The organism is Nocardioides sp. P5_C9_2 (genome assembly GCF_054049555.1).
This window is the reverse complement of record NZ_JBFUMD010000010.1, coordinates 1-23962: the sequence shown is the minus strand read 5'-3', so window position 1 is coordinate 23962 and position 23962 is coordinate 1. Positions and strand designations below refer to the sequence as shown.

Genomic DNA, 23962 nt, shown 5'->3' with positions numbered 1-23962 from the left:
TCCCTGCTCCTGGTGCACGCCGAGGACGGCGACGCGATCTCGCCGTGCGCCCCCGGCCCGGCGTACGCCGGGTTCCTCGCGAGCCGGCCGGACGCGGCCGAGCAACGCGCCATCGACCTGGTCATCGACACGGCCCGGGCCACGGGCGGTCGCGCGCACGTCGTCCACCTCAGCGCCGCKGCCGCCGTGCCCGCCCTGCGCGCCGCCCGGGAGCAGGGCGTCGACGTGTCCGTCGAGACCTGTCCGCACTACCTTCACTTCGACGCCGGGTCGATCCGCGCGGGGGCGACCGAGCTCAAGTGCTGTCCGCCGATCCGCGACGCCGGCAACCGGGACGCGCTGTGGCGCGCCCTCGAGGACGGGGTGATCGACCTCGTGGTCACCGACCACTCGCCGAGCACGGTCGAGCTCAAGGGCGGAGGGGATTTCGCGGGCGCCTGGGGTGGCATCGCCTCGCTCCAGCTCGGGCTGCCCGTCGTCTGGACGAGCGCGCGTGCGCGGGGGCTCGGGCTGGTCGACGTGGCTCGCTGGATGTCCACCGCGCCCGCCGACCGGGTCGGCCTGACCGGCAAGGGCGCGATCGAGGTCGGGGCCGACGCCGACCTGTGCGTGCTGGCGCCCGACGAGGAGCTGGTGGTCGACGTGCGCCGCCTGCACCACAAGAACCCGGTGTCGGCCTATGCCGGGCGTACGCTCACCGGCACCGTGCGCCAGACCTGGCTGCGCGGCGTACCGATCGACCTGGCCGCCGCCCCCCGCGGGCGGCTGTTGAGGAGGGGTGCCGGATGACGTACTGGGTGCCGCGCGGCGGCCTGCCCGCGCAGACCGAGCTGACCACCGACCGGGCCGTGTTCACCGAGGCGTACGCCGTGCTCCCGCGCGGCACCATGCGCGACATCGTGGCCAGCCGGCTGCCCTTCTGGGACCGGACCCGCCTGTGGGTGCTGGCGCGGCCGCTGTCCGGCTTCGCCGAGACCTTCGCGTGGTACRTCGTCGAGGTGTCGCCCGGCGGGGGGAGCGACCTGCCCCGGCCCGCCGAGGAGTCCGCCGAGGGGGAGGAGTCCGTGCTGTTCGTGGTCGACGGGACGGTCTCGCTCGAGGTGGACGGGATCGGCCACCGCGTCGGGCCCGGCGGCTACGCCTACCTCTCGGCCGAGTCCCGGTGGGCCCTGCACAACCGGGGCGACGCCACCGCGACCTTCCACTGGATCCGCAAGGCCTACGAGCGGGTGGACGGCGTCGAGGTGCCCGCGTCCTTCGTGACCCACGAGGCCGACGTGCCCGTCCGGCCGATGCCGGACACCGAGGGCGCGTGGGGCACCCAACGGTTCGTGGACCCCGACGACGTCCGCCACGACATGCACGTCAACATCGTCAGCTTCGAGCCCGGGGGCGCGATCCCGTTCCCGGAGACCCACGTGATGGAGCACGGCCTCTACGTCCTGGAGGGCAAGGCGGTCTACCTGCTCAACAAGGACTGGGTCGAGGTGCAGGCCGGCGACTTCATGTGGCTGCGGGCGTTCTGTCCCCAGGCCTGCTACGCCGGGGGGCCGGGACGGTTCCGCTACCTGCTCTACAAGGACGTCAACCGGCATCCGCGACTTCACCCCCGCATGTGACCCCGGTCACGTAGATTCGGGGTCGGGGGGTAGCGCATGTCGGATCCGCACGTCATCGTCAACGGGCAGGCACGCCCGCTCGCCGGTGTGCCCGCGCACACCAACGCGCTCGACCTCGTGCGCGGCCTCGGGCTGACCGGCGCCAAGGAGGGCTGTGCCGAGGGGGAGTGCGGCGCCTGTGCGGTGCTGGTGCTGCGGCCCGACGGCGACGGCAGCCGGTGGACCCCGGTCAACGCCTGCCTGGTCCCCGCGGCCTCCCTCGACGGGCAGGAGGTCGTCACCGCCGAGGGCCTCGGCAGTCCCGACGACCTGCACCCGGTGCAGTCCGAGCTCGCGGAGCGCGGCGGCTCCCAGTGCGGCTACTGCACACCGGGCTTCGTCTGCTCGATGGCCGCCGAGTACTACCGGCCCGGCCGCGCGGACGGCTTCGACGTCCACGCCCTGAGCGGCAACCTGTGTCGCTGCACGGGCTACCGACCGATCCGCGACGCCGCGAACGCCCTCGGCACGCCGCCCGGCGGGGACGCCCTGGCCGAGCGGCAGCAGCGGCCGGCGCCACCCCCGGTGCCGACCCGGATCGACGGCTTCGCCCGTCCCGCCGACCTCGCCGGGGCGCTGCGCCTGCTGCGGGACCACCCCGACGCCACGGTCGTCGCGGGCGCCACCGACCTCGGTGTCGAGGTCAATCTCCGCGGCCGTCGCCCGGCGTACGTCGTGGCGATCGACCGCCTGCCCGAGCTGCGGCAGGTCTCGTCGGGGGACCCGGTCGAGATCGGGGCGGCGCTCACCCTGAGCGAGGTGGAGGCCCTGCTCGGCGGAGCGGTGCCGCTGCTCGACGAGGTGTGGCCGCAGTTCGCCTCCCGCCTGATCCGCAACGGCGCGACCATCGGCGGCAACCTGGGCACCGCGTCGCCGATCGGTGACCTGGCACCCGCCCTGCTGGCCCTGGACGCGACCGTGGTGCTGGCGTCGCTGGACGGCGAGCGCGAGGTGCCGCTGTCGGCCCACTTCACCGGCTACCGCGAGACCGTCCGTCGCCCCGACGAGCTGGTCCGGTCGGTGCGGGTCCCACGGCCGCTCCCGGGCCTCACCGCGTTCCACAAGGTCGCGAAGCGACGGTACGACGACATCTCGAGCGTCGCTGTCGGCTTCGGCCTCGACGTCGTCGACGGCACCGTCGTGCGGGCGCGGATCGGGCTGGGTGGTGTGGCCGCGACGCCGATCCGCGCGCGGGCGACGGAGGCCGCCCTCGAGGGGCGGTCCTGGACCGACGAGACCGTCGAGGCGGCGGCGGAGGTGCTGCGCGACGAGGGCACGCCGATCGACGACCAGCGGGCCAGCGCGGCGTACCGCTCGGCGATGCTGGGCAACGCGCTGCGTCGGCTGTGGGCGGAGACGTCGTCGCCCGGTGCGGCAGCGGGAGGGGTGTCGCGATGAGTGTCGGCTCGGCCCTGCCCCACGAGAGCGCCGCCCTGCACGTCACCGGGCACGCGCTCTACACCGACGACCTCGTGCACCGCACCCGGGACGTCCTGCACGCGCACCCGGTGTGCTCGCCGCACGCCCACGCCCGGGTCACCCGCCTCGACCCCGCGCCCGCGCTCGAGGTCGACGGCGTGGTCAGGGTGCTCACCGCAGCGGACGTGCCGGGGGTCAACGACGCCGGGGTCAAGCACGACGAGCCGCTCTTCCCCGACGAGGTGATGTTCGTCGGGCACGCGGTCTGCTGGGTGCTGGGGGAGACCCTGGAGGCCGCCCGGCTCGGCGCCGCCGCCGTCGAGGTCGACTACGAGCCGCTCCCGGCCGTCGTCGCGCTGACCGAGGCCATCGGGGCCGGCAGCTTCCAGGGCGGTCGACCCGTCGTCGGCCGCGGCGACACCGAGGCGGCTCTCGCGGGGGCGACCCGCGTGTTCAGCGGCACCACCGAGATGGCGGGCCAGGAGCACTTCTACCTCGAGACCCACGCCGCGCTGGCGCTGGTGGACGAGGGCGGTCAGGTGTTCGTGCAGAGCAGCACCCAGCACCCGTCCGAGACGCAGGAGATCGTGGCGCACGTCCTCGGCCTCCACAACCACGAGGTCACCGTGCAGTGCCTGCGCATGGGTGGCGGGTTCGGCGGCAAGGAGATGCAGCCGCACGGGTTCGCCGCGATCGCGTCCCTCGGAGCCACGCTCACCCGACGTCCGGTCCGCCTCCGCCTCACCCGCACGCAGGACATGACCATGACCGGCAAGCGCCACGGCTTCCACGCCCAGTGGCGCGTCGGCTTCGACGACGACGGCCGGCTGCAGGCGCTCGAGGCCACCCTGACCTCCGACGGCGGCTGGAGCCTCGACCTCAGCGAGCCGGTGCTGGCGCGGGCGCTGTGCCACGTCGACAACGCCTACTGGATCCCGCACGTCCTCCTGCACGGCCGGGTCGCCCGCACCCACAAGACGTCCCAGACCGCGTTCCGGGGCTTCGGGGGGCCCCAGGGCATGCTGGTCGTGGAGGACGTCCTCGGCCGCTGCGCACCGCTGCTCGGCATCGACCCCGCCGAGCTGCGGCGGCGCAACTTCTACGTCGAGGGCCAGACCACGCCGTACGGGCAGCCGGTGCGCCACCCGGAGCGGGTGCTGCGCGCCTGGGAGCAGGTCGTCGCCACCGGACGGGTCGCCACCCGGTCGGCGGAGGTCGCCGCGTTCAACGCCGCCCACCCGCACACCAAGCGCGGGCTCGCCGTGACGCCCGTCAAGTTCGGCATCTCGTTCAACTTCACCGCCTTCAACCAGGCCGGTGCGCTGGTGCACGTCTACAAGGACGGCTCGGTGCTCATCAACCACGGCGGCACCGAGATGGGCCAGGGCCTGCACACCAAGATGCTGCAGGTCGCGGCGACGTCCCTCGGCGTACCCCTCGCCCGCGTCCGGCTCGCGCCCACGCGGACCGACAAGGTGCCCAACACCTCGGCCACGGCCGCCAGCTCCGGTGCCGACCTCAACGGCGGCGCGGTCCGGGACGCCTGCGACCAGATCCGTACCCGGTTGACGGAGCTCGACGCCGGGCGCGGGCTGCCCTGGGAGGAGCTGGTCCGCGAGGCGTACTTCGGCCGAGTGCAGCTGTGGGCCGCGGGCTTCTACCGGACCGAGGGCATCCACTGGGACTCCACGGCGATGCAGGGCCACCCGTTCAAGTACTTCGCGTACGGCGTCGCCGCCACCGAGGTGGAGATCGACGGATTCACCGGCGCCCACCGCACGCGCCGGGTGGACATCGTGCACGACGTGGGCGACAGCCTCTCCCCGCTGGTCGACCTCGGACAGGTCGAGGGTGGCTTCGTGCAGGGCGCCGGCTGGCTGACCCTGGAGGACCTGCGCTGGGACGAGTCCCACGGACCCGGTCGGGGGCGGCTCACCACGCAGGCCGCCAGCACCTACAAGCTCCCGAGCCTCAGCGAGCTCCCCGAGGAGCTGAACGTCGCGTTCCTCGAGCGTGCCCACGAGGACGGGGTCGTCTTCGGGTCGAAGGCCGTCGGGGAACCGCCCCTGATGCTCGCCCTGTCCGTCCGGGAGGCCCTGCGGCAGGCCGCGGCGGCCTTCGGTCCCGCCGGCACCAGCGTCGACCTTCCCTCGCCGGCGACTCCGGAGGCGGTGTTCTGGGCCGTCGAGCGCGCGCGTGGCTCGGGCGAGCACCACGTCGTCGAGGGTCTCCCGGGTCTCGTCCCGGACCGCCCGGACCCGGCCGCCCCGGCACTGCACCCGCGGTCCGAGCAGGTCGCCCCCGCCCACGCCGCGTCGGAGGTGTGAGGTGCGCTGGGTCGGGGCTGTCGAGCTGCTGCGGACCGAACGTCGCGCCGGGGTCCTCGTCACCGTCGCCGGGGTGCGCGGCCACGCGCCCCGCGAGGCCGGGGCGAAGATGGTGGTGGCCGCGGAGGAGACCTGGGGGACCATCGGGGGCGGCAACCTGGAGGAGACCGCGGTGACCCGGGCGCGGGTCCTGCTCGGGGAGCCGCAGTCAGGGCCGGAGGAGCTGGTCCTCGGGCTCACCGACAAGACGCGCACCGACCACGGCCGCCAGTGCTGCGGCGGGGAGGTCACCGTCCTGCTCGAGCCGCTGCCCGTCGTGCCGGCGGTCGCGATCGTCGGGGTGGGCCACGTCGGCCTGGAACTGGCCCGGATCCTGGCGCGGCACGACCTGGACCTGCACCTCGTCGACTCCCGCGCCGAGCAGCTGGCCGACGGACGGCTGGCCTGCCTCGCCGACGCGGAGGCGCGGGTCGAGGTCCACCACTCGCCGGTGCCGGAGCTCGCCCTCGGCTCGGTCCCCGCGGGCACCCATGTGCTCGTGATGACCCACGACCACGCCGAGGACCTCGCCGTCTGCGACGCGGCCCTGCGCTGCGGCCACCTGGGCAGCATCGGGCTGATCGGCTCCGCGGCCAAGTGGGTCCGCTTCCGCTCCGGGCTCCTCGTCGAGGGCCACGACGAGACGGCGATCGCGCGCATCGAGTGCCCGATCGGTGACGCCACGCTCGGCGACAAGTCGCCGCCAGCCATCGCGCTGGGGGCGGCGTCGGCGCTGCTGCGGCGCTTCGCGTCGGAGCGATCCCGGGCCGACGCATGACACCGGCCCCGGTCCTGTACCGGGTACGGGCCTACGACACCCCCGACGACCCCTTCGCCGAGCAGGCCACGGGGCCGGGCTTCCGGTACGACGACGACCTGGGCCTGCTCGTCTCGTCCGGGGGCACGATCACGACGCGAGGTCCCTTCGCCGCGGTGGCCGCGGCCCACCCGCTCGCGCCGGTGATCGACCTGCGGGCAGGGATCCTGCTGCCCGGCCTGGTCGACGCGCACGCGCACTTCCCGCAGGTCCGCATCATCGGGGCGCTCGGGATGCCGCTGCTGGAGTGGCTGGAACGCTGTGCCCTGCCGGAGGAGCAGAACCTGGCGGCGACCGACTACGCGRCACGGATCGCGGCGGAGTTCGTCGCCGGGCTGGTGTCCGCGGGCACGACGACCTCGCTGGTGTTCGGATCGCACTTCGCCACGGCCGTGGACACGCTGTTCGCGGAGGCCTCGCGCTTCGGGCTGCGCCTGACCAGCGGGGTGGTCGTCAGCGACCGGATGCTGCCGGACCCGCTGCTCACCACCCCCGAGCGGGCGCACGCGGAGGCCGTGGAGCTGGCGTCGCGCTGGCACGGTCGCGGGCGGGCCCGGTACGCCGTCACGCCCCGCTTCTCGCTGTCCGCCTCAGATCCCATGCTGGCCTCGTGCGCGGCGGTGATGGCCGACGTTGAGGGCGCCCTGTTCACCTCGCACGTCAACGAGAACCTCACCGAGGTGGCCACCGTGCGTGGCCAGTTCCCGCACCGCACGGGGTACGTCGACACCTATGACCACCACGGCCTGCTCGGGCCCCGGTCGGTCCTGGCGCACAACGTGCACCCGCTCGACGCCGAGCTCGGTGTGCTCGCCGCCCGCGGCACGGCGGTGGCGCACTGCCCGAGCAGCAACTCGGCCCTCGGCTCGGGGCTGTTCCGCATGCGTCGACACGTCGAGGCGGGAGTGCGGGTGGCGCTGGGCTGCGACGTGGGCGCCGGCACCGGCTTCTCGATCTTCAAGGAGGGGCTCCAGGCCTACTTCGTGCAGCGGCTCCTCGGCGACGAGGGACTGCCGCTGGCACCCGGTCACCTCCTGCACCTGAGCACCGCGGCCGGCGCGGCGGCCCTCGGGCTCGCGGACGTCGTGGGCGACCTCTCCGAGGGCAAGGCGTTCGACGCGATCTGCCTGCGCCCACCCGTCGGCACCGCCCTCGACATCGGTCTGCGGCACGCCGGCTCGGCGGAGGAGGCACTGGGCAAGGTCTTCGCGCTGGCCAGCGACGCCGACGTGGCCGACGTCTGGGTGGGAGGCGAGCAGATCGCCTCGGGTGGGTTCCTGCGTCCGGTGTCAGTCGGGGAGCAGCTCGGTGCGCTCGGCGGCCAGCAGCACCGCGCCCACCAGTGACGCGCGCTCGCCGAGCTCGGAGGCCACCACCGGGGTCGAGGCCACCGCGTCCAGTGCGTGGCGACGCAGCCCGATGCGGGCCGAGTCGAGGAGCAGGTCCTCGGCGCGGGCCATCTCACCGCCCACCACCACCAGGGCGGGGTTGAGCAGGTTGACCACGCTCGCCAACGCCCAGCCCAGGTGCAGGCCGGCGTCCTCGAGGGCGCGCAGGGCCGAGACGTTGCCCTCGCGGGCGGCCCGGACGATGTCGTCGACCGACGCGCCCGGCAGCTGGAGCCCCATCATCGCCTGGAGCGCGCCGGTCGAGGTGTAGGCCTCCAGGCAGCCTCGGCTGCCACACCGGCACACCGGTCCGTTCTCGTCGAGGGTGAGGTGGCCGATCTCGCCGGCGGTGCCGCCGCTGCCGTGGAAGAGCCGGTCGTCGAGCACGATGCCGGCGCCGACTCCCGAGGAGACCTTGACGAACACCGAGCTGTCGTGGCCCCGGGCCACCCCGTGCCGGTGCTCGGCCAGGGCGCCGAGGTTGGCGTCGTTGTCGATGTGCACCGTCGCCCCGAAGCGCTCCCGGGCGGACTCGGGGGCGTTGACGCCGACCCAGCCGGGAAGGATGGCCGACGACCGGACGATGCCCTCCGTCATGGGGGCGGGCAGGCCGAGGCCGATCGTGCGGATGGCTGCCCGGTCCAGACCAGCGCCGGCGAGCAGCTGCTCGAGCAGGTCGTGGGCCCGGTCGAGGCCGTCGGTGTGGAGGTGCCCGGCGTTGAGCGTGGACCGCTCCTCGGCGAGCAGGGTGCCGGTGAGGTCGCCGAGGGCGACCGCCACGTGGCTGTGACCGAAGTCGATGCCGGCCACGAGGCCGGCCGACCGCGCCAGGGCGACCGTCGTACCCCTCCTGCCCCGACCCGGCTCGACCTCCAGGAGGCCGCCCGCCGAGAGCTCGCGCACGATGTTGGACACCGTGGCCGGTGCCAGGCCCGTCTGTCGGGCGATGTCCGCCTGCGACACGGGCTCGCCCGCCTCCTGACCCCGCAGCACGTCCACGACGCGCTGGAGGTTGGCCGTACGCAACGAGGCGGTCGACCCGGGGGATGACATGGAGGAACTGTGGGCCACGGAGCCCCTTGTCGTCAAGAGATGTGCATAAGCGCCCCAATGCAACGTTTGGGTATGAGTTTGTGTTCATGACTTGACGACTAGCGTGTGACTCACCACACTCAGAGGACCTTCACATCGGCCCGTCGCTCGGCGGGCCCAGGCCAGCCCAGGAGACCTCATGCCCCGCTCCATCCACCGCGTCGCCGCCAGCGGCGCTGCCCTGCTCTTCGGCGCCGCGGCCCTGACCGCCTGTGGTGCCAACGACGACCAGTCCGGCGGCGACTCCGCCAGCGGCGGTGGCGACAGCAAGGTCATCGCCCTGCTGCTCCCCGAGTCCAAGACCACCCGTTACGAGGCGTTCGACAAGCCGCTGTTCACGGACGCGGTCGCCAATCTCTGCAGCGACTGCGAGGTCGTCTACTACAACGCCGACCAGGACGAGGCCAAGCAGACCCAGCAGGTCGACACCGCCATCTCCGAGGGTGCCAGCGTCGTCGTGCTCGACCCGGTCAACGGCGCCGGTGCCGGCGGCATGGTCCAGTCCGCGCAGGACTCGGGCGCGTCGGTCATCGCCTACGACCGCTTCATCGCCGAGGCCGACTACTACATGTCCTTCGACAACGAGACCGTCGGCAAGATGCAGGCCGAGGCGCTCGTCGAGGCGATGGGCGACAAGGGCAGCATCCTGATGCTCAACGGTGCCCCGAGCGACCCCAACGCCGCGCAGTTCAAGGCCGGCGCGCACGGCGTCCTGGACGAGAGCAACGTCAAGATCCTCGAGGAGTACGACAACCCCGACTGGAGCCCGGAGAACGCGCAGACGTTCGTCACCGACCAGCTGAGCAAGTACGACGCGTCGGAGATCAACGGCGTCTACGCCGCCAACGACGGCCAGGCCGGTGGCGTGGTCGCCGCCCTCACCGGTGGCGGCGTCGCGGCCGACGCCCTGCCGCCCATCACCGGCCAGGACGCCGAGGTGGCCGCGATCCAGCGGATCCTCGCCGGCCAGCAGGCGATGACCATCTACAAGCCCATCCCGATCGAGGCGGAGACCGCCGCTGAGGTCGCGGTGGCGCTGGCCAACGGCGACGACGTGCCCAACCCGACCGAGACCGGCATCGACCAGACCGACTACGAGGGTGTGCCGTCGTACATCTTCACCCCGATCGTCGTCACGAAGGACAACGTCAACGACACGATCATCGCCGACGGCTTCTACTCGGCCGACGACATCTGCACCGGCGAGTACGCCAAGGCGTGCGAGGCGGCTGGCATCTCCTGATGTCCACCACTGCTACACACCGTGCGCCGGCCGGGGAGGTCGTTCTCTCCCTGGCCGGCGTCACCAAGCGCTTCGGTGCCGTCCAAGCCCTCTCGGACGTCCACATGGACGTCCGGGCGGGCGAGGTCGTCGCCCTGGTCGGCGACAACGGCGCCGGCAAGTCCACGCTCGTCAAGGTGATCTCGGGGGTCTACACGCCCGACGATGGGCACATCACCTTCGACGGCTCGCCCATGCGGGCCAGTGGCCCGGCAGAGGCCCAGGCCCTCGGCATCGCCACCGTCTTCCAGGACCTCGCGCTGTGCGACAACCTCGACGTGGTGGCCAACCTGTTCCTCGGCCAGGAGAAGACCGCGGGCCCCTTCATCAACGAAGTCCACATGGAGAAGGAGGCGTGGCGGCTGCTGCGCACCCTCTCCGCCAAGATCCCCAGCGTCCGGATCCCGATCGCGTCCCTCTCGGGCGGCCAGCGCCAGACCGTCGCCATCGCGCGCAGCCTGGTCGGCAGCCCCAAGGTGGTCATGCTCGACGAGCCCACCGCCGCGCTGGGCGTCGCCCAGACCGCGGAGGTGCTCAACCTCATCGAGCGGCTGCGTGAGCACGGCCTCGGCGTCATCCTGATCAGCCACAACATGGCCGACGTCCAGGCCGTCGCGGACCGCATCGTCGTGCTGCGCCTGGGCAAGAACGCCGCGGAGTTCAACGTCGAGGAGGCCTCGACCGCCGAGCTGGTGGCGGCCATCACCGGTGCGTCCGACAACGTGGTCGCCGCCCGCGCCTCGCGGGGACAGGCCACCGACCCGACCACGACCACCGAAGGAGGCCACGATGGCTGACGAGACCCCCGGCTCCGCCGTCGCCGCCGACCTCGCCGACGAGCGGCTCATCCGCACCGAGGGGCTGTCGGGATACTTCCGGCTGTTCGTCAACCGCCTCAAGTCCGGAGAGCTCGGCAGCCTGCCGGTGGTCATCGGGCTGATCCTCATCAGCATCGGCTTCTACAGCGCGGAGCCGCGGTTCCTCTCCTCGCGCAGCATCGTGTCGATCACCCAGTTCGCGGCGCCGATCGGCATCATCGCGCTGGGCATCGTGCTGGTGCTGCTGCTCGGTGAGATCGACCTGTCGGTGGGCTCCGTCAGCGGCTTCACCGCCGCGATCATGGCCGTCCTGCTGGTCAACAAGGGGCAGTCCGAGGTGATCGCGATCCTCGCGGCGATCGTGGTCGGCGTGGCCATCGGTGCCTTCTACGCCCTGCTCTACAACCGGCTGGGGGTCCCCTCCTTCGTCTTCTCGTTGGCGGGACTCCTCGGCTTCCAGGGCGCACTGCTCTACGTGCTCGGCACGCAGGGCACGATCAACCTGCCCTCGGACTCGTTCCTGGTGCAGTTCACCCGGTTCGAGTTCCTGTCCCCGGCCGTGTCCTACGTCCTGGTCGTGCTCATCGCGCTCCTGTACGTCGGGACGCAGCTGCGGACGATCCGGCAGCGAGCCGCGGCCGAGCTCAGCGCCCCGTGGCTGCCGCTCGTGCTCATCAAGGGTGGCGCGCTGCTCGTCGGGCTCGGGTTCCTCACCTACTACGTCAACATCGACCGCGGGTGGAGCTACCTGTGGCTCTTCTTCGCGCTCATGGTCGTGCTGATGGACCTCGCGCTGCGCCGGACCCGTTGGGGCCGGCACGTCTTCGCGGTCGGCGGCAACGAGGAGGCATCTCGTCGCTCCGGCATCAAGGTCGACCGGGTCTACCTGTCGGTCTTCGTGCTCTGCTCGGCGCTGGCGGCGGTCGGTGGTCTCCTGGCCGCCGGTCTGCAGACCAGCGTCTCGCAGGCGAGCGGCACGACCGACACCAACCTGACGGCCATCGCGGCCGCGGTGATCGGCGGCACGTCGCTCTTCGGTGGCCGCGGGTCGGCGTACTCCGCGATGCTCGGCATCATCGTCCTGCAGGCGATCCAGACGGGCCTCAACCTGGTCGGTGTGGATTCCTCGGTGCGCTTCATGGTCACCGGGGCAGTGCTGCTGCTGGCCGTGACGATCGACTCCGTGTCGCGTCGCGCTCGTACCTCGAGCGGTCGCGGCTGATCGGTCGGTGAGGGGGCGCATACGATGTGCCGCGATGCGCCCCCTCACCACCGTCCCCACCCTCCTCGCCGTCCTGCTGGGATGCGGCCTGCTCGGCGGCTGCACCGGTGAGGACCCCACCGTCGTCGCCCTCCTCGTGGCCGACGGGTCGCAGCGGCTCGAGCCGCCGGTCGACGTGGACGCCTTCGAGGCCCGCGTCGAGGCCAGCTGCGAGGAGTGCACCGTGCGGGTGTACGACGCCGAGGGGAACGCGGCCACGCAGGCGTCCCAGGCCGACGAGGCGCTCGCCGACAGTGCTGACGTCATCGTCCTCGACCCGGTCGAGGTCGAGGAGGCCGAGGCCCTCGTCGGGGGCGGTGAGGACGAGGTCCCCGTCGTCGCCCACACGACGCTCGTGCCGGGCGCCGACCGTTTCGTCGGGGTCGCCGAGCCGATCACCTCGGAGCAGGGCGGACCCCCCGCGGACTCCGACCTCGAGGCGGCGCGACAGCTCGTGAAGGGCTCCCGCCGCTCGATGCTGCACGTGCCGGCCACCGCGATGAGCGAGCAGGCGGCCGACGTGGCCGTCGGGATCCTCGCGGACGACGAGGTCGAGGGGGCCGAGGACCACGAGGGAGTCCCCTCGTGGCTGTACGAGATGACCGAGGTCCGGCTGGCGCAGCTCACGAGCGTCCTCGTGCGCGAGGGCGTCGTGACCATCGACGAGCTCTGCGCCGGGTCCACGGCGCGCCGGTGCGAGCGGCTCGGTTTCGTCTAGGTTGGCGAGATGACCGAGACCCCTCCACCCGGACCGCGGCCCGCGCGTCGCGACGTACTCATGATGGGCGCCGGTGTGGTGCTCGGTGCGGCGGGCGTGGGCGCCGGGTGGGCGTGGACGGCCCGCGACGCGGACCCGCCCGCGGCAGAGGCGGAGCCGGAGGAAGCGGCGCCGGCAGAGCCGGCCGCACCCGAGCCGCTCCGCTTCGTCAGCAGCCAGCTCACGGCCCCTGAGGCGAAGGTCTGGTCCAAGGACGGAGCCACCGTGGCGACCGGCCTGCTCTTCACCACTCCACGCACCCCCGTCTTCCGTGGCGTCGTCTACGACGACCGCGCGCAGCCGGTGTGGATCGAGCCCGACGGCAACGCCGCCACGGACCTGCGGGTCCAGACCTACCGCGGTCGTCCCGTGCTCACCTACTGGACCGGCGAGATCAAGGAGGGCACCGGCAACGGCAAGGGCGTCATCCTCGACGAGCGCTACCTGCCGGTGGCCGAGGTGCGCTGCGGCCACGGGGTGCTGGCCGACATCCACGAGTTCCAGCTGACGTCGCGGGGGACCGCGCTGCTCACGTCGTACCCGACCATCCCCTACGACCTGAGCCCGATCGGCGGTCCGGTGGACGGCTACGTCTGGGGCGGTCGGCTGCAGGAGGTCGACGTGGCGACGGGGGRGGTGCTGCTGGACTGGGAGGGGCTCGACCACATCGACCTCACCGAGACCTACCGCGAGATCGACGACACGGGCACTGCCGCGCTGCCCTTCGACCCCATCCACGTCAACTCGATCGAGGAGGACGGTGACGGGCTGCTGATCTCGGGTCGGCACACGAGCGCGCTCTACCGGATCGACCGGCGGACCGGCGAGGTGCTCTGGCGCTTCGGAGGGAGGAAGAGCGACTTCGAGGTCCCGCAGGGCGGGGAGTTCGGGTGGCAGCACGACCTGCGACGCCAGCCCGACGGCTCGATCACCATCTACGACAACCACGACAACGCCACGGAGACCGACGCGGTGTCGGCGGCGCTGCGCTTCGAGCTCGACGAGGAGGCGATGACCGCCACGCTCGTGCAGGCCCTGCGCCACGAGGACCGGTACGGCTACGCGATGGGCAACGCGCAGCACCTCGACGACGGTCACGTGCTGGTCGGGTGGGGGATGGACCCCTATGCGACCGAGTTCGACGCGGATGGCGAGGTGGTCTTCGAGCTCTCCGGCCTCGGTCTCGGCTCCTACCGGTCCTACCGGTTCCCGTGGCGCGGGCRTCCGGTCACGGCCCCCGACCTCGTCGTGGCGGACGGATCGGCACACCTCTCCTGGAACGGTGCCACCGAGGTGGCGGCCTGGCGGGTGCTCGCGGGTCCCCGGGCCTCCGGGCTGGCGCCCCTCGGGGAGACGCGGCGCGACGGCTTCGAGACCGTGGTCGCCCTCGAGACCGGCACCCGGGTCGTGCGTGCGGAGGCGCTGCACGCCGACGGTCGGGTCCTCGGGCGCACCCGGACCGTCCGGGTCTGACACGGGGTCCGGACACCCGGCGTTCACCGCGGGTCCCTAGGGTGCGGGGAGACATCACCCGACTCGGAGGTCCCTGATGAGCCGTACCACCCTGAGACGTTCCACCCTGCTCGGCGCCGGACTGGTGACGGCGCTGGCGATCAGCGCGCTCTCCCCGGCCCAGGCCGATCGCGGCCACGGCCACGGCCACGGCGACGGCCACGGCGAAGGCCGCGGCGTGCGCGAGGCCGTGCGCTTCTCCACGTTCAACGCCTCGCTCAACCGCGCCACGGCCGGCGGTCTGGTCGCCGACCTCTCCGACCCGGACGCCGGCACCGGCGCCGTGCGCCAGGCGCAGAACGTCGCCGAGACCGTCCAGCGGACCCGTCCCGACGTGCTCCTGGTCAACGAGTTCGACTACGACCCCGCCGCCGTCGACCTCTTCCGCGACAACTTCCTGGAKGTCGGCCACCACGGGGCCGCCCCGATCGAGTACCCCTACGCCTACGTCGCGCCGGTCAACACCGGGGTGCCGAGCGGCCACGACCTCAACAACGACGGTCGGATCGGCGGGGGYGACGACGCGTTCGGCTTCGGGCTGTTCCCCGGCCAGTACGGCATGGTCGTCTACTCCCGGTATCCGATCGACACCGACGCGGTGCGGACCTTCCAGACGTTCCGCTGGGCCGACATGCCCGGCGCCCTGCTCCCCGACGACCCGGCCACGCCCGAGCCGGCCGACTGGTACTCCGCCGACGAGCTCGAGGACGTCCGCCTCTCCTCCAAGTCGCACTGGGACGTGCCGATCGAGATCGGCGACGAGACCGTGCACTTCCTCGTGTCGCACCCGACGCCGCCCACCTTCGACGGCCCGGAGGACCGCAACGGCCTGCGCAACCACGACGAGATCCGCTTCTGGGCCGACTACGTCGCGCCCAACGCCCAGCGCTCGGCGTACGTCTACGACGACGAGGGTCGGTACGGCGGACTGGCCCGCGGCGAGCGGTTCGTCATCGCCGGTGACCAGAACGCGGACCCGGTGGACGGCGACTCCGTCGACCACGCGATCGACCAGCTGCTGCACCACTCGCGGATCCGCGACCCTCGTCCCACCGCGGCCGGTGGGGCCGAGGCCGTCGACCAGGGCGGCGCCAACCTGACCCAGCGGGGCGAGCCGGCGCTGGACACCGCCGACTTCGCCGACGGCGCCCCGGGCAACCTGCGCGTCGACTACGTCCTGCCGTCGAAGGGCACCCACGTGGTCGGTTCGGGGATCTTCTGGCCCGTCGACTCCGACCCGCTCTACTACCTGACGGGCGACTACAGCCCGGCCGCGTACCCCTTCACCGGGGTGCCGACCTCCGACCACCGCCAGGTGTGGCTCGACGTGCGCTACTGATCCGATCGCCGCGCTCGGGAGGGCGATGGGGAGGTGGTGGCCTCAGTAGGTGGCGGCGCACGACGGGCTGGTCGTCGGTCCGGCTGTCGCGCGCCGCCAGTTGGTGGGCAGGCCGGTGGGTCGGCTGTCGCGCGCCGCCAGTTGGTGGGCGGGCCGGTGGGTCGGCTGTCGCGCGCCGCCAGTTGGTGGGCGGGCCGGTGGGTCGGCTGTCGCGCGCCGCCAGTTGGTGGGCGGGCCGGTGGGTGGCCTCAGTAGGTGGCGGCGTACGACGTACTGGCGGTCGGTCCGGCTGTCGCGCGCCGCCAGTTGGTGAGCGGGCCGCCAGGGCGCGGCAGCAGGTGGCGGCCGACGACGTGCTGGTCGTCGGTCCGGCTGTGGCGCGCCGCCAGTTGGTGGGCGGGTCGGCGGTCCGGCTGTCGCGCGCCGCCAGTTTGTGAGCCGGGCCGGCGGTCCTCAGCGGGCGGCGGAAGGCGGCGCGGGGATCCAGGGCGCGGCAGCAGGTGGCGGCGTACGACGTACTGGCGGTCGGTCCGGCTGTCGCTGGCCGCCAGTTGGTGAGCGGGCCGCCAGTTGGTGGGCGGGCCGCCAGTTGGTGGGCGGGTCGCCAGGGCGCGGCAGCAGGTGGCGGCGTACGACGTGCTGGTCGTCGGTCCGGCTGTCGCCCGCCGCCAGTCCGCGGCCGGCGGCGAATCGCGATCCCGTCAGTGCACCGTCTCGATGGGCGCCTCGATCTCGTCGAGGGTGAGGTGGTGGTCGTCCCGGTCGAGCGTGCTCGGCCACCAGATCTTGCCGCCGAGGTCCATGTTGATCGCGGTGACCAGCACGGACCGGACGATCATCGTGTCCAGGATGACGCCGAGGGCCACGGCGACGCCCAGCTCGGCGAGGAACACGACGGGGATGGTGCCCAGCACCAGGAACGTCGCTGCGAGCACCAGTCCGGCGCTGGTGATGACGCCACCCGTGGAGGTCAGGGCGACGAGGGCGCCCTTGCGGGTGCCGTAGTGCATCGTCTCCTCACGCACTCGCGTCATCAGGAAGATGTTGTAGTCGATGCCCAGAGCCACGAGGAACACGAACGCGAACAGCGGGAAGCCGGGGTCGGACCCGGCGAAGCCGAAGACGTACTCGAACAGCATCGCGGAGATGCCGAGCGCGCCCCCGAAGGAGAGCACGACGGTGGCGATCAGGATGAGCGGCGCCACGACCGCGCGCAGCAGGGCCATCAGGATCAGGAACACCAGGAGCAGGATGATCGGGATGATGACGACGTTGTCGTGGTTGGAGGCGTTCTTGGTGTCCAGGAAGAAGGCCGAGTTGCCCCCCACGAGCGCATTCGCGCCGTCGACGGCGTGGACGGCGTCCCGGACCCGCTCGACGGTCGCGAAGGCTTCGGGCGATGCCGGGTCGGACCCGATGGCGGCCTCCACGAACGTGACGTCCCCGGAGGTGACCGCCGGCTTGGGCGGCTCGACGTTGTCGAGGCCCTCCATGGCCGCGGCGATCGCGTCCTCGCTCCCGGCGTTGGCCACCACCATGACCGTGTTGGACTGGTCGACCAGGCCGGCGTCGACCAGCACGTTCTGGCCGGTGACCGACTGGAACTCCTGGGTGTAGGAGTCCTCCGTCGACAGGCCGTTGGTGTCCAGGCGCAGCAGGCCCAGGCAGGCGATGGCCAGGATCACCGAGGTGACGACCCACACCTTGCGCGGCCGGGGCACGATCCAGCGCCCGACCTTGGCCCAGATCCCGGTCTGCGTCGGCTCGGCCGAGCCGAATCCCGGGCGTCGCGGCCAGAAGATCCAGCGCCCGGTGATCACCAGGAGCGCGGGCAGCAGGGTGATCATCACCAGGAACGTGACGGCGATGCCGATGGCGGCGATCGGGCCGAGGCCGGCGGTGGAGTTCATCTCGGCGAAGAGCAGGCACAGCATGCCGAGCGCGACGGTGGCGGCACTCGCGAAGAGGGCCGGCGCGGCGCGGTGCAGGGCGAACGCCATCGCCTCGTGCCGGTCCTGGTGGCGACGCAGCTCCTCGCGGTAGCGGGCCACGAGCAGCAGGGCGTAGTCGGTGCCGGCGCCGATCACCAGGATCGTCAAGATGGCATAGGACTGCCCGTTGACGGTGAGGTCGGCGTACTTCGCCAGGAAGTAGATGAGCGCCTGGGAGACGAACAGCGCCACGACCGCACTGAAGATCGGCAGCATCCACAGGACCGGGCTGCGGTAGGTGAACAGCAGGATCAGGATGACGACGCCGAGGGTGCCGGCGAGGAGGGTCGTGTCGATGCCCCCGAACGCCTCGGCGGAGTCGGCGGCCTGGCCGCCCGCGCCCGCCACGTAGACGTCCACGCCGTCGAGCGCGGCGATGCTCCGCAGCTCGTCGGCGACGTCCGGCATCTTGTTCCACCCCTCGGCACCGAGGTCGAAGGTCACCGACGTCTGGGCGACCTCACCGTTCTCGGAGACCGCCGGGAAGCCCAGCTGCGCGGCGGTGGCTGGGCTGACGACCGACGGGGGCCGCCCCTCCCTGGGCTCCGCCACGTCGTTCATCGTCGCGAACTCGGCCGCCTGGTCCTCGATGGCGGCGAGGTCGGCCTCCGTCAGGCCGCCGGCACGCTCGTAGACGATGACGGTCGGGATGGCGTTGGGGTCCTGGAACGGCTCGAGCTTCTCGAAGGCCCTGGTCGACTCCGCCGACCCGGGCAGCCACGACGACGCCTCGTTGTTCTGCACGTCCGCCAGCTTGCTGGCGAACATCGCGGAGCCGGCGGCGATGAGCAGCCACACGACGAGGACGACCCACTTGGTGACCCGGCCCGTGAGGGTGCCGGCGAGCTGACGGTTCATGTATTCAAGTGGAACAGAGACCACCGACGGTGCGCATCAGTTATTTCCCTGAGCCGCGCCTAGGGGTCTAGACCAGTCACCCCGTTGTGAGGTATAGCGGTGCATCCAGGTCCCCGCCGTCCGGCCGCGGCGGCACGGCGTACTCCATCGATCCGTCGGTGCCGAGTCGGACGATCGCCCACTCCCCGGCCTGGAAGGTCACGACGAGCAGGTGCTCGGAGTCTTCCCACACCTGGTCGACGTACGTCGCCGAGCGGCCCTGCCGGTCACTGACGAGGGAGCGGGTCCGGTCGCCCGAGCGGAGGTCGAGGAAGTCGAGCCGGGTCGGACCGAAGCCGTCGGCGTACGCCGGGGTGCCGACGAGGTGTCGCCGGTCGGGGGAGATGGTCGAGAGCTGGTTGCGGCACGTGGTCCACCGCGTGCGGGTGCCGCGACGCATCGCGTTGCAGGTGCCCGTGTCGGTGCGGCTCACGATCCCGCCGAGCCAGCGCCCGCGACCGGTCGTCACCGTCTGGAAGGGGGTGCGGTCGACGATCCCGTGGGAGGAGGTGACCCAGCTGAGGGGGCGGCGCGTGGAGTTGACCATGATCGCGCAGCCGTTGCTGGTCTCGCTCTCCTGGCAGTCCTCCCCGAAGACCACCGCGGGGGTGTGCAGGCCCCGGCCTGGCACGCGCGGCATCCGCAGGACACGGTCGCCCTCGGAGTCGATGACCCGCACCTGGCCCCGGCGGCCGGTGAAGGCGACCGCCTCGCCGCCGCTCGAGACGGCCAGCCCGTAGCCGGTGCGCCACTCGCGCGGCCCGGGGGTGCCGTCGGCGCCGATCCACCGGACCCTCGGGGGACGTGCGCCCCCGGTCTGCACGACGTACCCCGAGCCCATCGGGGCGAACGCGCGGACGTTGCCGGGGGCCGGGGTGGCCCCGTCGGGACCGTGGATGACGACGCGGGAGGCCCGGGTCCGCTCGGCCCAGGCGACCTGCGGGGCGGCGCCGGTGTCGAGGTCGGAGACGTCGAAGACCTGGCGGGGGGCGGCCGCGCGGTCGGAGGCGCCCGCCGGCGCGGAGTGGAGCGTCAGGGCCAGTGGGGCGACGGCCAGCGCGAGGACGAGACGGTTCATGCTCCTAGGACACCACCGCGGAGCGGATGGTTGCATCCCCTTCGTCACGGACGGGGGAACGCCGCGGGCAGCGACCGACCGAGGCCGGCCAGCACCGTGCGGAGCACGTCCGGCCGGTTGGTGATCAGCCCGTCCACGCCGGCGTCGAGCAGGGCCCGCATCGTCGGGGGATCGTCCACGACGTAGGGGACGACCCGCAGCCCGACCTCGTGGGCCTCGGCGACCAGCCCGGCCGTGGCGAACGGGACGTACGCCGGGTCGTCGACGCCGGCGGCGAAGGGGCTGCCGTGCATCGGGGAGATCGCGTCGAAGCCCTGGGCGGCGGCGGTCCGCACGAAGTGCTCCTGGACCTCGAGACCGTCGAACCACGGGGACGGGCCGTCCGCCGACCCCTTCAGGTAGCGGGGCGAGACGAGGAGGTTGCGGGCCAGGAGCGGCTCGACGTCCCCGACGAGCCGCAGCGCGCCCCAGTCGAAGCACTGGATGCTGGTCCGCCCCACCAGCCCGTCGATGCGGATGGCCTCCACGACGACGTCGACGACGTCGGCCCGCGACGTCGGGTCGGCGGCCGCGAGGGCGTCGTACTTGATCTCCAGGTTGACGCGGACGGGGTCGGCGCCGCGCTCGGCGAGCAGGGCCGCGACCTGGCGCAGCAGCGGCATGGAGGGCGGCAGGTCGGCGCGGGTGAGCGTGCGGATGAGCCGGGCGTCGGCCAGGGCGGGGTCGTGCGAGACCACCACGTCGTCGTCGGCCGTGAGGTGCACGTCCAGCTCGAGGGTGGAGACGCCGAGGGCGAGGGCCCGACCGAAGGCCTCGAGGGTGTTCTCCGGCCAGAGCCCGGCGCCGCCCCGGTGGGCCTGGAGATCACACGTCACGAGGGGTGGCGTAGAGCCGCTCGACCACGTCGGCGTACTTGCGGTTCACGACGCGACGCTTGAGCTTGAGCGTGGGGGTGAGCTCCTCGGACTCCGCCGTCCACTCCTCCGGGAGGAGGTCCCACGCCTTGACCTGCTCGGGTCGCGAGAGGCGGGCGTTGGCCTTGTCGACGGCGTCCTGGGCCATCGCACGGATCTCGGGGTGGGCGGACAGGTCGGCGAGGTCGGTGAACTCGATCCCGCGCGCCTTCGCAAGCACCGGGGCGACCTCGCCGTCGAGGGTGAGGACGGCGACGACGTACGAGCGGTTGTCACCGATGGCCATCGCGTGGCCGACGACCGGCGACTCCTTGAGGAGGTTCTCGATGTTGGACGGGGCGATGTTCTTGCCGTTGGAGGTGATGATCAGCTCCTTCTTGCGATCGACGATCGCGAAGAAGCCCTCCTCGTCGAGGGTGCCGATGTCACCGGTGTGCACCCACCCGTCGGCGTCGATGAGGTTGCGGGTGGCCCGCTCCTGGCGGTGGTAGCCGGGGGTGATGACCGGCCCGCGGACCAGCACCTCGCTGTCCTCGCCGAGGGTGAGCTCCATGCCCGGGGTGGCCCGGCCCACGGTGCCGAGCCGGAAGCCGCCCGGACCGTTGGCGGTGACGGCGCCGCACGTCTCGGTCATCCCGTAGACGTCGTAGACGATCAGCCCGAGCCCGGCCATGAACTTGGCGACCTCGAGCGGCATCGGGGCCGCCGCGGAGCCGGCCCACGTGACCTGGTCGAGGCCGAGGAGCAGCTTGAGGAGGCCGAGGATGGCCGCCTCCGCCTCGTCGTACGCCGCCTGGATCTCCGGCGTCATCACGCCCCCGACCTCCTGGGCCTGGACCCAGGCGAGGCCCGCGGCCATCGAGTCCTGGACGAGCCGGACGTTGTCGGGGTTCGGGTCGGCGGCCAGCTTGGCGGAGAGGCCGGTCTTGATCTTCTCCCAGACGCGCGGGACGCCGAAGAAGGCCGTGGGGTGCACCTCGCCGAGGGTCGCCAACAGCTGCGCAGGATCGCCGATGCAGTGCACGTGACCGCTCACCACCTGGGGGCCGTAGAGCCCGAGCACCCGCTCGGCGATGTGCGCGAGCGGGAGGTAGCTGATCTGGCGCTGCGGCTCCTGGAGCCCGGCGGCCTCCAACGTGCTGAGGGCCTCGTAGAGGACGTTGTGGTGGGTGAGCACGACTCCCTTGGGGTTGCCGGTCGTGCCGGAGGTGTAGAGGATCGTCGCCGGTGCGTCGGGGTCGAGCGCCCGGTGTCGCCGCTCGATCTCGGCGGCGTGCTCGTGCCGGTACGCCGCCCCGCCGGCCACGAAGTCGTCCCAGGTGACGAAGCGGTCGCCGTCCGGCTTGTCGTCCGGGTCGAGCACGACGACGGTGCCGACCGCGTCGAGGGCGTCGCGCCAGCGCTCGAGCTGGTCGGTGCCCTCCAGGATCGCGACCCGCGGGTCGGACTCGCCCGCGATGAAGGCGACCTGCTCGGGGGAGAGGGTGTTGTAGATCGACATCGGGGTGGCCGCCGCGTGCACCGCGCCCATGTCGCCGACCAGGTGCTCGATCCGGTTCGTGGCCATGAGGGCGACGGTGTCGCCGACCTGCACGCCCGCCCCCACCAGGGCGGCCGCGACGTCGAGCGCCGTCTCCCGGGTCTGCGCCCAGGTGAGCGTGCGCCACGTCTCGCCCTCGGCGACGCCGTGCCGGTCGCTGTACGCCGGCTCGTCGGCGTGCGCGGCGGCCGTGTCGGCGAGCGCGTCGATGAGGGTGCGGCCGGCGACCGCCTCCTCGATCCGTGCTCGGTCGGTCTGCACGGCCTCGGTCGGCGCGTCGGTCATGCGGGCTCCTCGGGGGTGGGACACGGGTGTGACGGCGGTCACGATCCTCACGCACCCGGGGGCCCGGTGGCTAGGGGGAGTCCGGCGCCGGGAGTGATGGGGGAGACTGGCCCTCCATCGAACCTGGAGGACGACATGGTCGCGAGCCGCTCCGCCCGCGCGAGGAAGGCCGCCGAGCAGGGCGGTCCGCTGGCCCGGGTCAGCATCGACCTCGACGCCGCGCAGCAGTTCGTCTACAAGATCAGCTGCTCGACCTGCCGCGCGAAGGGTCACCGGGCGTGGTCGACGTACCGGACCGGTGAGGACAACGCCTTCATGGCGGCGATGGACCGGTGGACCTTCCACCTCGTCGAGAAGCACCCGGACGTCGAGGCTCCGTGCCTGGCCTTCCTGGGGGAGGCGCAGCAGCGGCTGCACGCGCGGCGCGAGGGCTCGGCTCCCGGCCCGGGGTCGTGAGCGACCTCGAGGCGGTCGAGGCGCGGCTGTGGGGGCTGCTCGACCGCTACCATCCCGAGCTGGTGGACGGCACCATCTACGGCGTGCCGGCGCTGGTGTGGCCGGGAGCGACCGGCCACGACTACTTCGCGGCGCTCAAGCGCGGCACCAGGAAGGTCGGCCTGTACCTGATCATCGCCGACCGCTACCCCGACGACCTCGCGGCATCGTCGCCGACGCTGCTGGCGCGACGTACGGGCCGTGCGACGTTCTCGTTCACCGCGCTCGACGACGAGCTGGCCGCCGACCTGGGTGCGCTGCTCGACCGGCTGATGGAGCGCTACCGGGCCGAGCACGCGCCTCAGTCGGAGGACCCCGCCGAGCCGCCCGCCACCTCGTAGCTCCACACCTCGCTGTGCGTCGAGACCGGTCGGGGTGCGTCGCCGCCCGCGCGCTCGGCCGCCGAGCGGTGCCCCTCGGCGAAGCCGGGCGAGGACATCCACGCCTGGAACGACTCCTCGTCGCGCCAGCGCGTGACGACGAGCCACTGCTCGCGCTCGTCGGTCGGACGGAGCAGCTCGAAGCCCTCGAAGCCGTCGGCGCCGTCGACGGCACCGGCGCTCGCGGCGAAGCGGTGGGCGAGCTCGTCGCCCGAGCCGGCGGGGACGGTGATGGCGTTGATCTTGATCGTGGTCACCGCTCCAGCCTGCCACCCGCTCCCACCCGCTCCCACCCGCTCCCATCCGCGCACTAGGGTCGCGGCGTGGACGCCGACGTGCTGGTCGTGGGTGCAGGGCTCGCGGGACTGCGCTGCGCGCGGGTGCTGAGCGAGGCCGGGCACGAGGTCGTGGTGCTCGAGGCCGCCGACGCGGTGGGCGGGCGGATCCGCACCGACCGGATCGACGGGTTCCTCGTCGACCGCGGCTTCCAGCTGCTCAACCCCGCCTACCCCGCCGTACGCCGCTGGGTCGACGTGGACGCGCTCGGCCTGCAGGGGTTCGGTGCCGGGGTTGCGGCCGTGACCGACTCCGGGACGTCGGTCCTCGGCCATCCCCTGCGGGCCCCGGGCCTCCTGCCCGCCACCCTGGGTACGGCGATCGGTCGCCCGCGCGA

21 protein-coding genes are annotated in these 23962 nt (G+C 72.7%); 15 read left to right on the top strand and 6 right to left on the bottom strand.

What is annotated here, in order from left to right; all coding sequences use genetic code 11:
* The 6 genes from ACXJKL_RS01270 to ACXJKL_RS01245 all read left to right on the top strand — a co-directional run.
* Positions 1-789 (top strand): amidohydrolase family protein (locus tag ACXJKL_RS01270; RefSeq protein WP_457205232.1); only part of this gene is annotated, 789 nt, incomplete at its 5' end.
* Positions 786-1619, top strand: coding sequence for a bifunctional allantoicase/(S)-ureidoglycine aminohydrolase (locus tag ACXJKL_RS01265; RefSeq protein WP_457205231.1), 834 nt, complete (start codon positions 786-788; stop codon positions 1617-1619). The genes ACXJKL_RS01270 and ACXJKL_RS01265, both read left to right, overlap by 4 nt.
* Positions 1620-1655: 36 nt before the next feature.
* A complete protein-coding gene (locus tag ACXJKL_RS01260) occupies positions 1656-3056 on the top strand; it encodes a xanthine dehydrogenase small subunit (protein ID WP_457205230.1) in 1401 nt (466 codons plus the stop codon).
* Positions 3053-5404, top strand: coding sequence for a xanthine dehydrogenase molybdopterin binding subunit (locus ACXJKL_RS01255; protein ID WP_457205229.1), 2352 nt, complete (start codon positions 3053-3055; stop codon positions 5402-5404). Before ACXJKL_RS01260 ends, ACXJKL_RS01255 begins: the two co-directional genes overlap by 4 nt.
* A 1-nt stretch (position 5405) precedes the next feature.
* Positions 5406-6221, top strand: a complete 816-nt coding sequence (gene xdhC, locus ACXJKL_RS01250; protein WP_457205228.1) for a xanthine dehydrogenase accessory protein XdhC — start codon at positions 5406-5408, stop codon at positions 6219-6221.
* A complete protein-coding gene (locus ACXJKL_RS01245; protein ID WP_457205227.1) occupies positions 6218-7606 on the top strand; it encodes a guanine deaminase in 1389 nt (462 codons plus the stop codon). The genes xdhC and ACXJKL_RS01245 overlap by 4 nt, the downstream gene beginning before the upstream one ends.
* Here the strand turns inward: ACXJKL_RS01245 and ACXJKL_RS01240 are convergent.
* Positions 7550-8701 (bottom strand): ROK family protein, encoded by a 1152-nt coding sequence (locus tag ACXJKL_RS01240; RefSeq protein WP_457205226.1) that lies wholly within the window; start codon positions 8699-8701, stop codon positions 7550-7552. The genes ACXJKL_RS01245 and ACXJKL_RS01240 overlap by 57 nt on opposite strands.
* Before the next feature lie 178 nt (positions 8702-8879).
* Between ACXJKL_RS01240 and ACXJKL_RS01235 the strand changes: the two genes are divergently transcribed.
* The 6 genes from ACXJKL_RS01235 (at position 8880) to ACXJKL_RS01210 (ending at position 15709) form a co-directional block, all read left to right on the top strand.
* Positions 8880-9983, top strand: coding sequence for a substrate-binding domain-containing protein (locus ACXJKL_RS01235; protein WP_457205225.1), 1104 nt, complete (start codon positions 8880-8882; stop codon positions 9981-9983).
* On the top strand, positions 9983-10819 hold the full coding sequence (locus ACXJKL_RS01230) for an ATP-binding cassette domain-containing protein (protein WP_457205224.1): 837 nt from the start codon (positions 9983-9985) through the stop codon (positions 10817-10819). Before ACXJKL_RS01235 ends, ACXJKL_RS01230 begins: the two co-directional genes overlap by 1 nt.
* Entirely contained in the window at positions 10812-12062 is a 1251-nt protein-coding gene (locus ACXJKL_RS01225) for a sugar ABC transporter permease (protein WP_457205223.1), read from the top strand. The genes ACXJKL_RS01230 and ACXJKL_RS01225 overlap by 8 nt, the downstream gene beginning before the upstream one ends.
* 34 nt (positions 12063-12096) lie before the next feature.
* Positions 12097-12819 carry a hypothetical protein gene (locus ACXJKL_RS01220; protein ID WP_457205222.1) on the top strand — a complete coding sequence of 241 codons (723 nt, stop codon included), beginning with the start codon at positions 12097-12099 and terminating at the stop codon, positions 12817-12819.
* Positions 12820-12828: 9 nt separating this feature from the next.
* Positions 12829-14331: an arylsulfotransferase family protein gene (locus ACXJKL_RS01215; protein ID WP_457205221.1), complete on the top strand. Its 1503-nt coding sequence runs from the start codon at positions 12829-12831 to the stop codon at positions 14329-14331.
* A gap of 76 nt (positions 14332-14407) precedes the next feature.
* Complete coding sequence (locus tag ACXJKL_RS01210) at positions 14408-15709, top strand: endonuclease/exonuclease/phosphatase family protein (RefSeq protein ID WP_457205220.1); 1302 nt, start codon at positions 14408-14410, stop codon at positions 15707-15709.
* A gap of 701 nt (positions 15710-16410) precedes the next feature.
* On the opposite strand, the gene ACXJKL_RS01205 is transcribed toward ACXJKL_RS01210, so the two are convergent.
* From ACXJKL_RS01205 to ACXJKL_RS01190, 4 genes are all read right to left on the bottom strand, one after another.
* On the bottom strand, positions 16411-18558 hold the full coding sequence (locus ACXJKL_RS01205) for an MMPL family transporter (RefSeq protein WP_457205219.1): 2148 nt from the start codon (positions 18556-18558) through the stop codon (positions 16411-16413).
* A gap of 76 nt (positions 18559-18634) precedes the next feature.
* Positions 18635-19675 (bottom strand): hypothetical protein, encoded by a 1041-nt coding sequence (locus tag ACXJKL_RS01200; protein ID WP_457205218.1) that lies wholly within the window; start codon positions 19673-19675, stop codon positions 18635-18637.
* Between the two features lie 44 nt (positions 19676-19719).
* Positions 19720-20550: a glycerophosphodiester phosphodiesterase family protein gene (locus ACXJKL_RS01195; protein ID WP_457205217.1), complete on the bottom strand. Its 831-nt coding sequence runs from the start codon at positions 20548-20550 to the stop codon at positions 19720-19722.
* Positions 20540-22414 (bottom strand): AMP-dependent synthetase/ligase, encoded by a 1875-nt coding sequence (locus ACXJKL_RS01190; RefSeq protein WP_457205216.1) that lies wholly within the window; start codon positions 22412-22414, stop codon positions 20540-20542. The genes ACXJKL_RS01195 and ACXJKL_RS01190 overlap by 11 nt, the downstream gene beginning before the upstream one ends.
* 135 nt (positions 22415-22549) lie before the next feature.
* Between ACXJKL_RS01190 and ACXJKL_RS01185 the strand changes: the two genes are divergently transcribed.
* Positions 22550-22870, top strand: a complete 321-nt coding sequence (locus ACXJKL_RS01185; RefSeq protein ID WP_457205215.1) for a hypothetical protein — start codon at positions 22550-22552, stop codon at positions 22868-22870.
* Positions 22867-23250, top strand: a complete 384-nt coding sequence (locus tag ACXJKL_RS01180; RefSeq protein WP_457205214.1) for a hypothetical protein — start codon at positions 22867-22869, stop codon at positions 23248-23250. The genes ACXJKL_RS01185 and ACXJKL_RS01180 overlap by 4 nt, the downstream gene beginning before the upstream one ends.
* Here the strand turns inward: ACXJKL_RS01180 and ACXJKL_RS01175 are convergent.
* On the bottom strand, positions 23211-23546 hold the full coding sequence (locus ACXJKL_RS01175) for an antibiotic biosynthesis monooxygenase family protein (protein WP_457205213.1): 336 nt from the start codon (positions 23544-23546) through the stop codon (positions 23211-23213). The two genes, ACXJKL_RS01180 and ACXJKL_RS01175, sit on opposite strands and share 40 nt — an antisense overlap.
* A gap of 66 nt (positions 23547-23612) precedes the next feature.
* Between ACXJKL_RS01175 and ACXJKL_RS01170 the strand changes: the two genes are divergently transcribed.
* Positions 23613-23962: FAD-dependent oxidoreductase (locus tag ACXJKL_RS01170; protein ID WP_457205212.1), on the top strand; the 350-nt coding region annotated here is incomplete at its 3' end.

Bases quoted from the DNA above. Each gene is read 5' to 3' on its own strand.
- ACXJKL_RS01260 (WP_457205230.1), top strand. From the start codon at position 1,656: ATGTCGGATCCGCACGTCATCGTCAACGGGCAGGCACGCCCGCTCGCC.
- ACXJKL_RS01255 (WP_457205229.1), top strand. From the start codon at position 3,053: ATGAGTGTCGGCTCGGCCCTGCCCCACGAGAGCGCCGCCCTGCACGTC.
- ACXJKL_RS01240 (WP_457205226.1), bottom strand. From the start codon at position 8,701: ATGTCATCCCCCGGGTCGACCGCCTCGTTGCGTACGGCCAACCTCCAG.
- ACXJKL_RS01235 (WP_457205225.1), top strand. From the start codon at position 8,880: ATGCCCCGCTCCATCCACCGCGTCGCCGCCAGCGGCGCTGCCCTGCTC.
- ACXJKL_RS01230 (WP_457205224.1), top strand. From the start codon at position 9,983: ATGTCCACCACTGCTACACACCGTGCGCCGGCCGGGGAGGTCGTTCTC.
- ACXJKL_RS01225 (WP_457205223.1), top strand. From the start codon at position 10,812: ATGGCTGACGAGACCCCCGGCTCCGCCGTCGCCGCCGACCTCGCCGAC.
- ACXJKL_RS01220 (WP_457205222.1), top strand. From the start codon at position 12,097: ATGCGCCCCCTCACCACCGTCCCCACCCTCCTCGCCGTCCTGCTGGGA.
- ACXJKL_RS01205 (WP_457205219.1), bottom strand. From the start codon at position 18,558: ATGAACCGTCAGCTCGCCGGCACCCTCACGGGCCGGGTCACCAAGTGG.
- ACXJKL_RS01200 (WP_457205218.1), bottom strand. From the start codon at position 19,675: ATGAACCGTCTCGTCCTCGCGCTGGCCGTCGCCCCACTGGCCCTGACG.
- ACXJKL_RS01190 (WP_457205216.1), bottom strand. From the start codon at position 22,414: ATGACCGACGCGCCGACCGAGGCCGTGCAGACCGACCGAGCACGGATC.
- ACXJKL_RS01185 (WP_457205215.1), top strand. From the start codon at position 22,550: ATGGTCGCGAGCCGCTCCGCCCGCGCGAGGAAGGCCGCCGAGCAGGGC.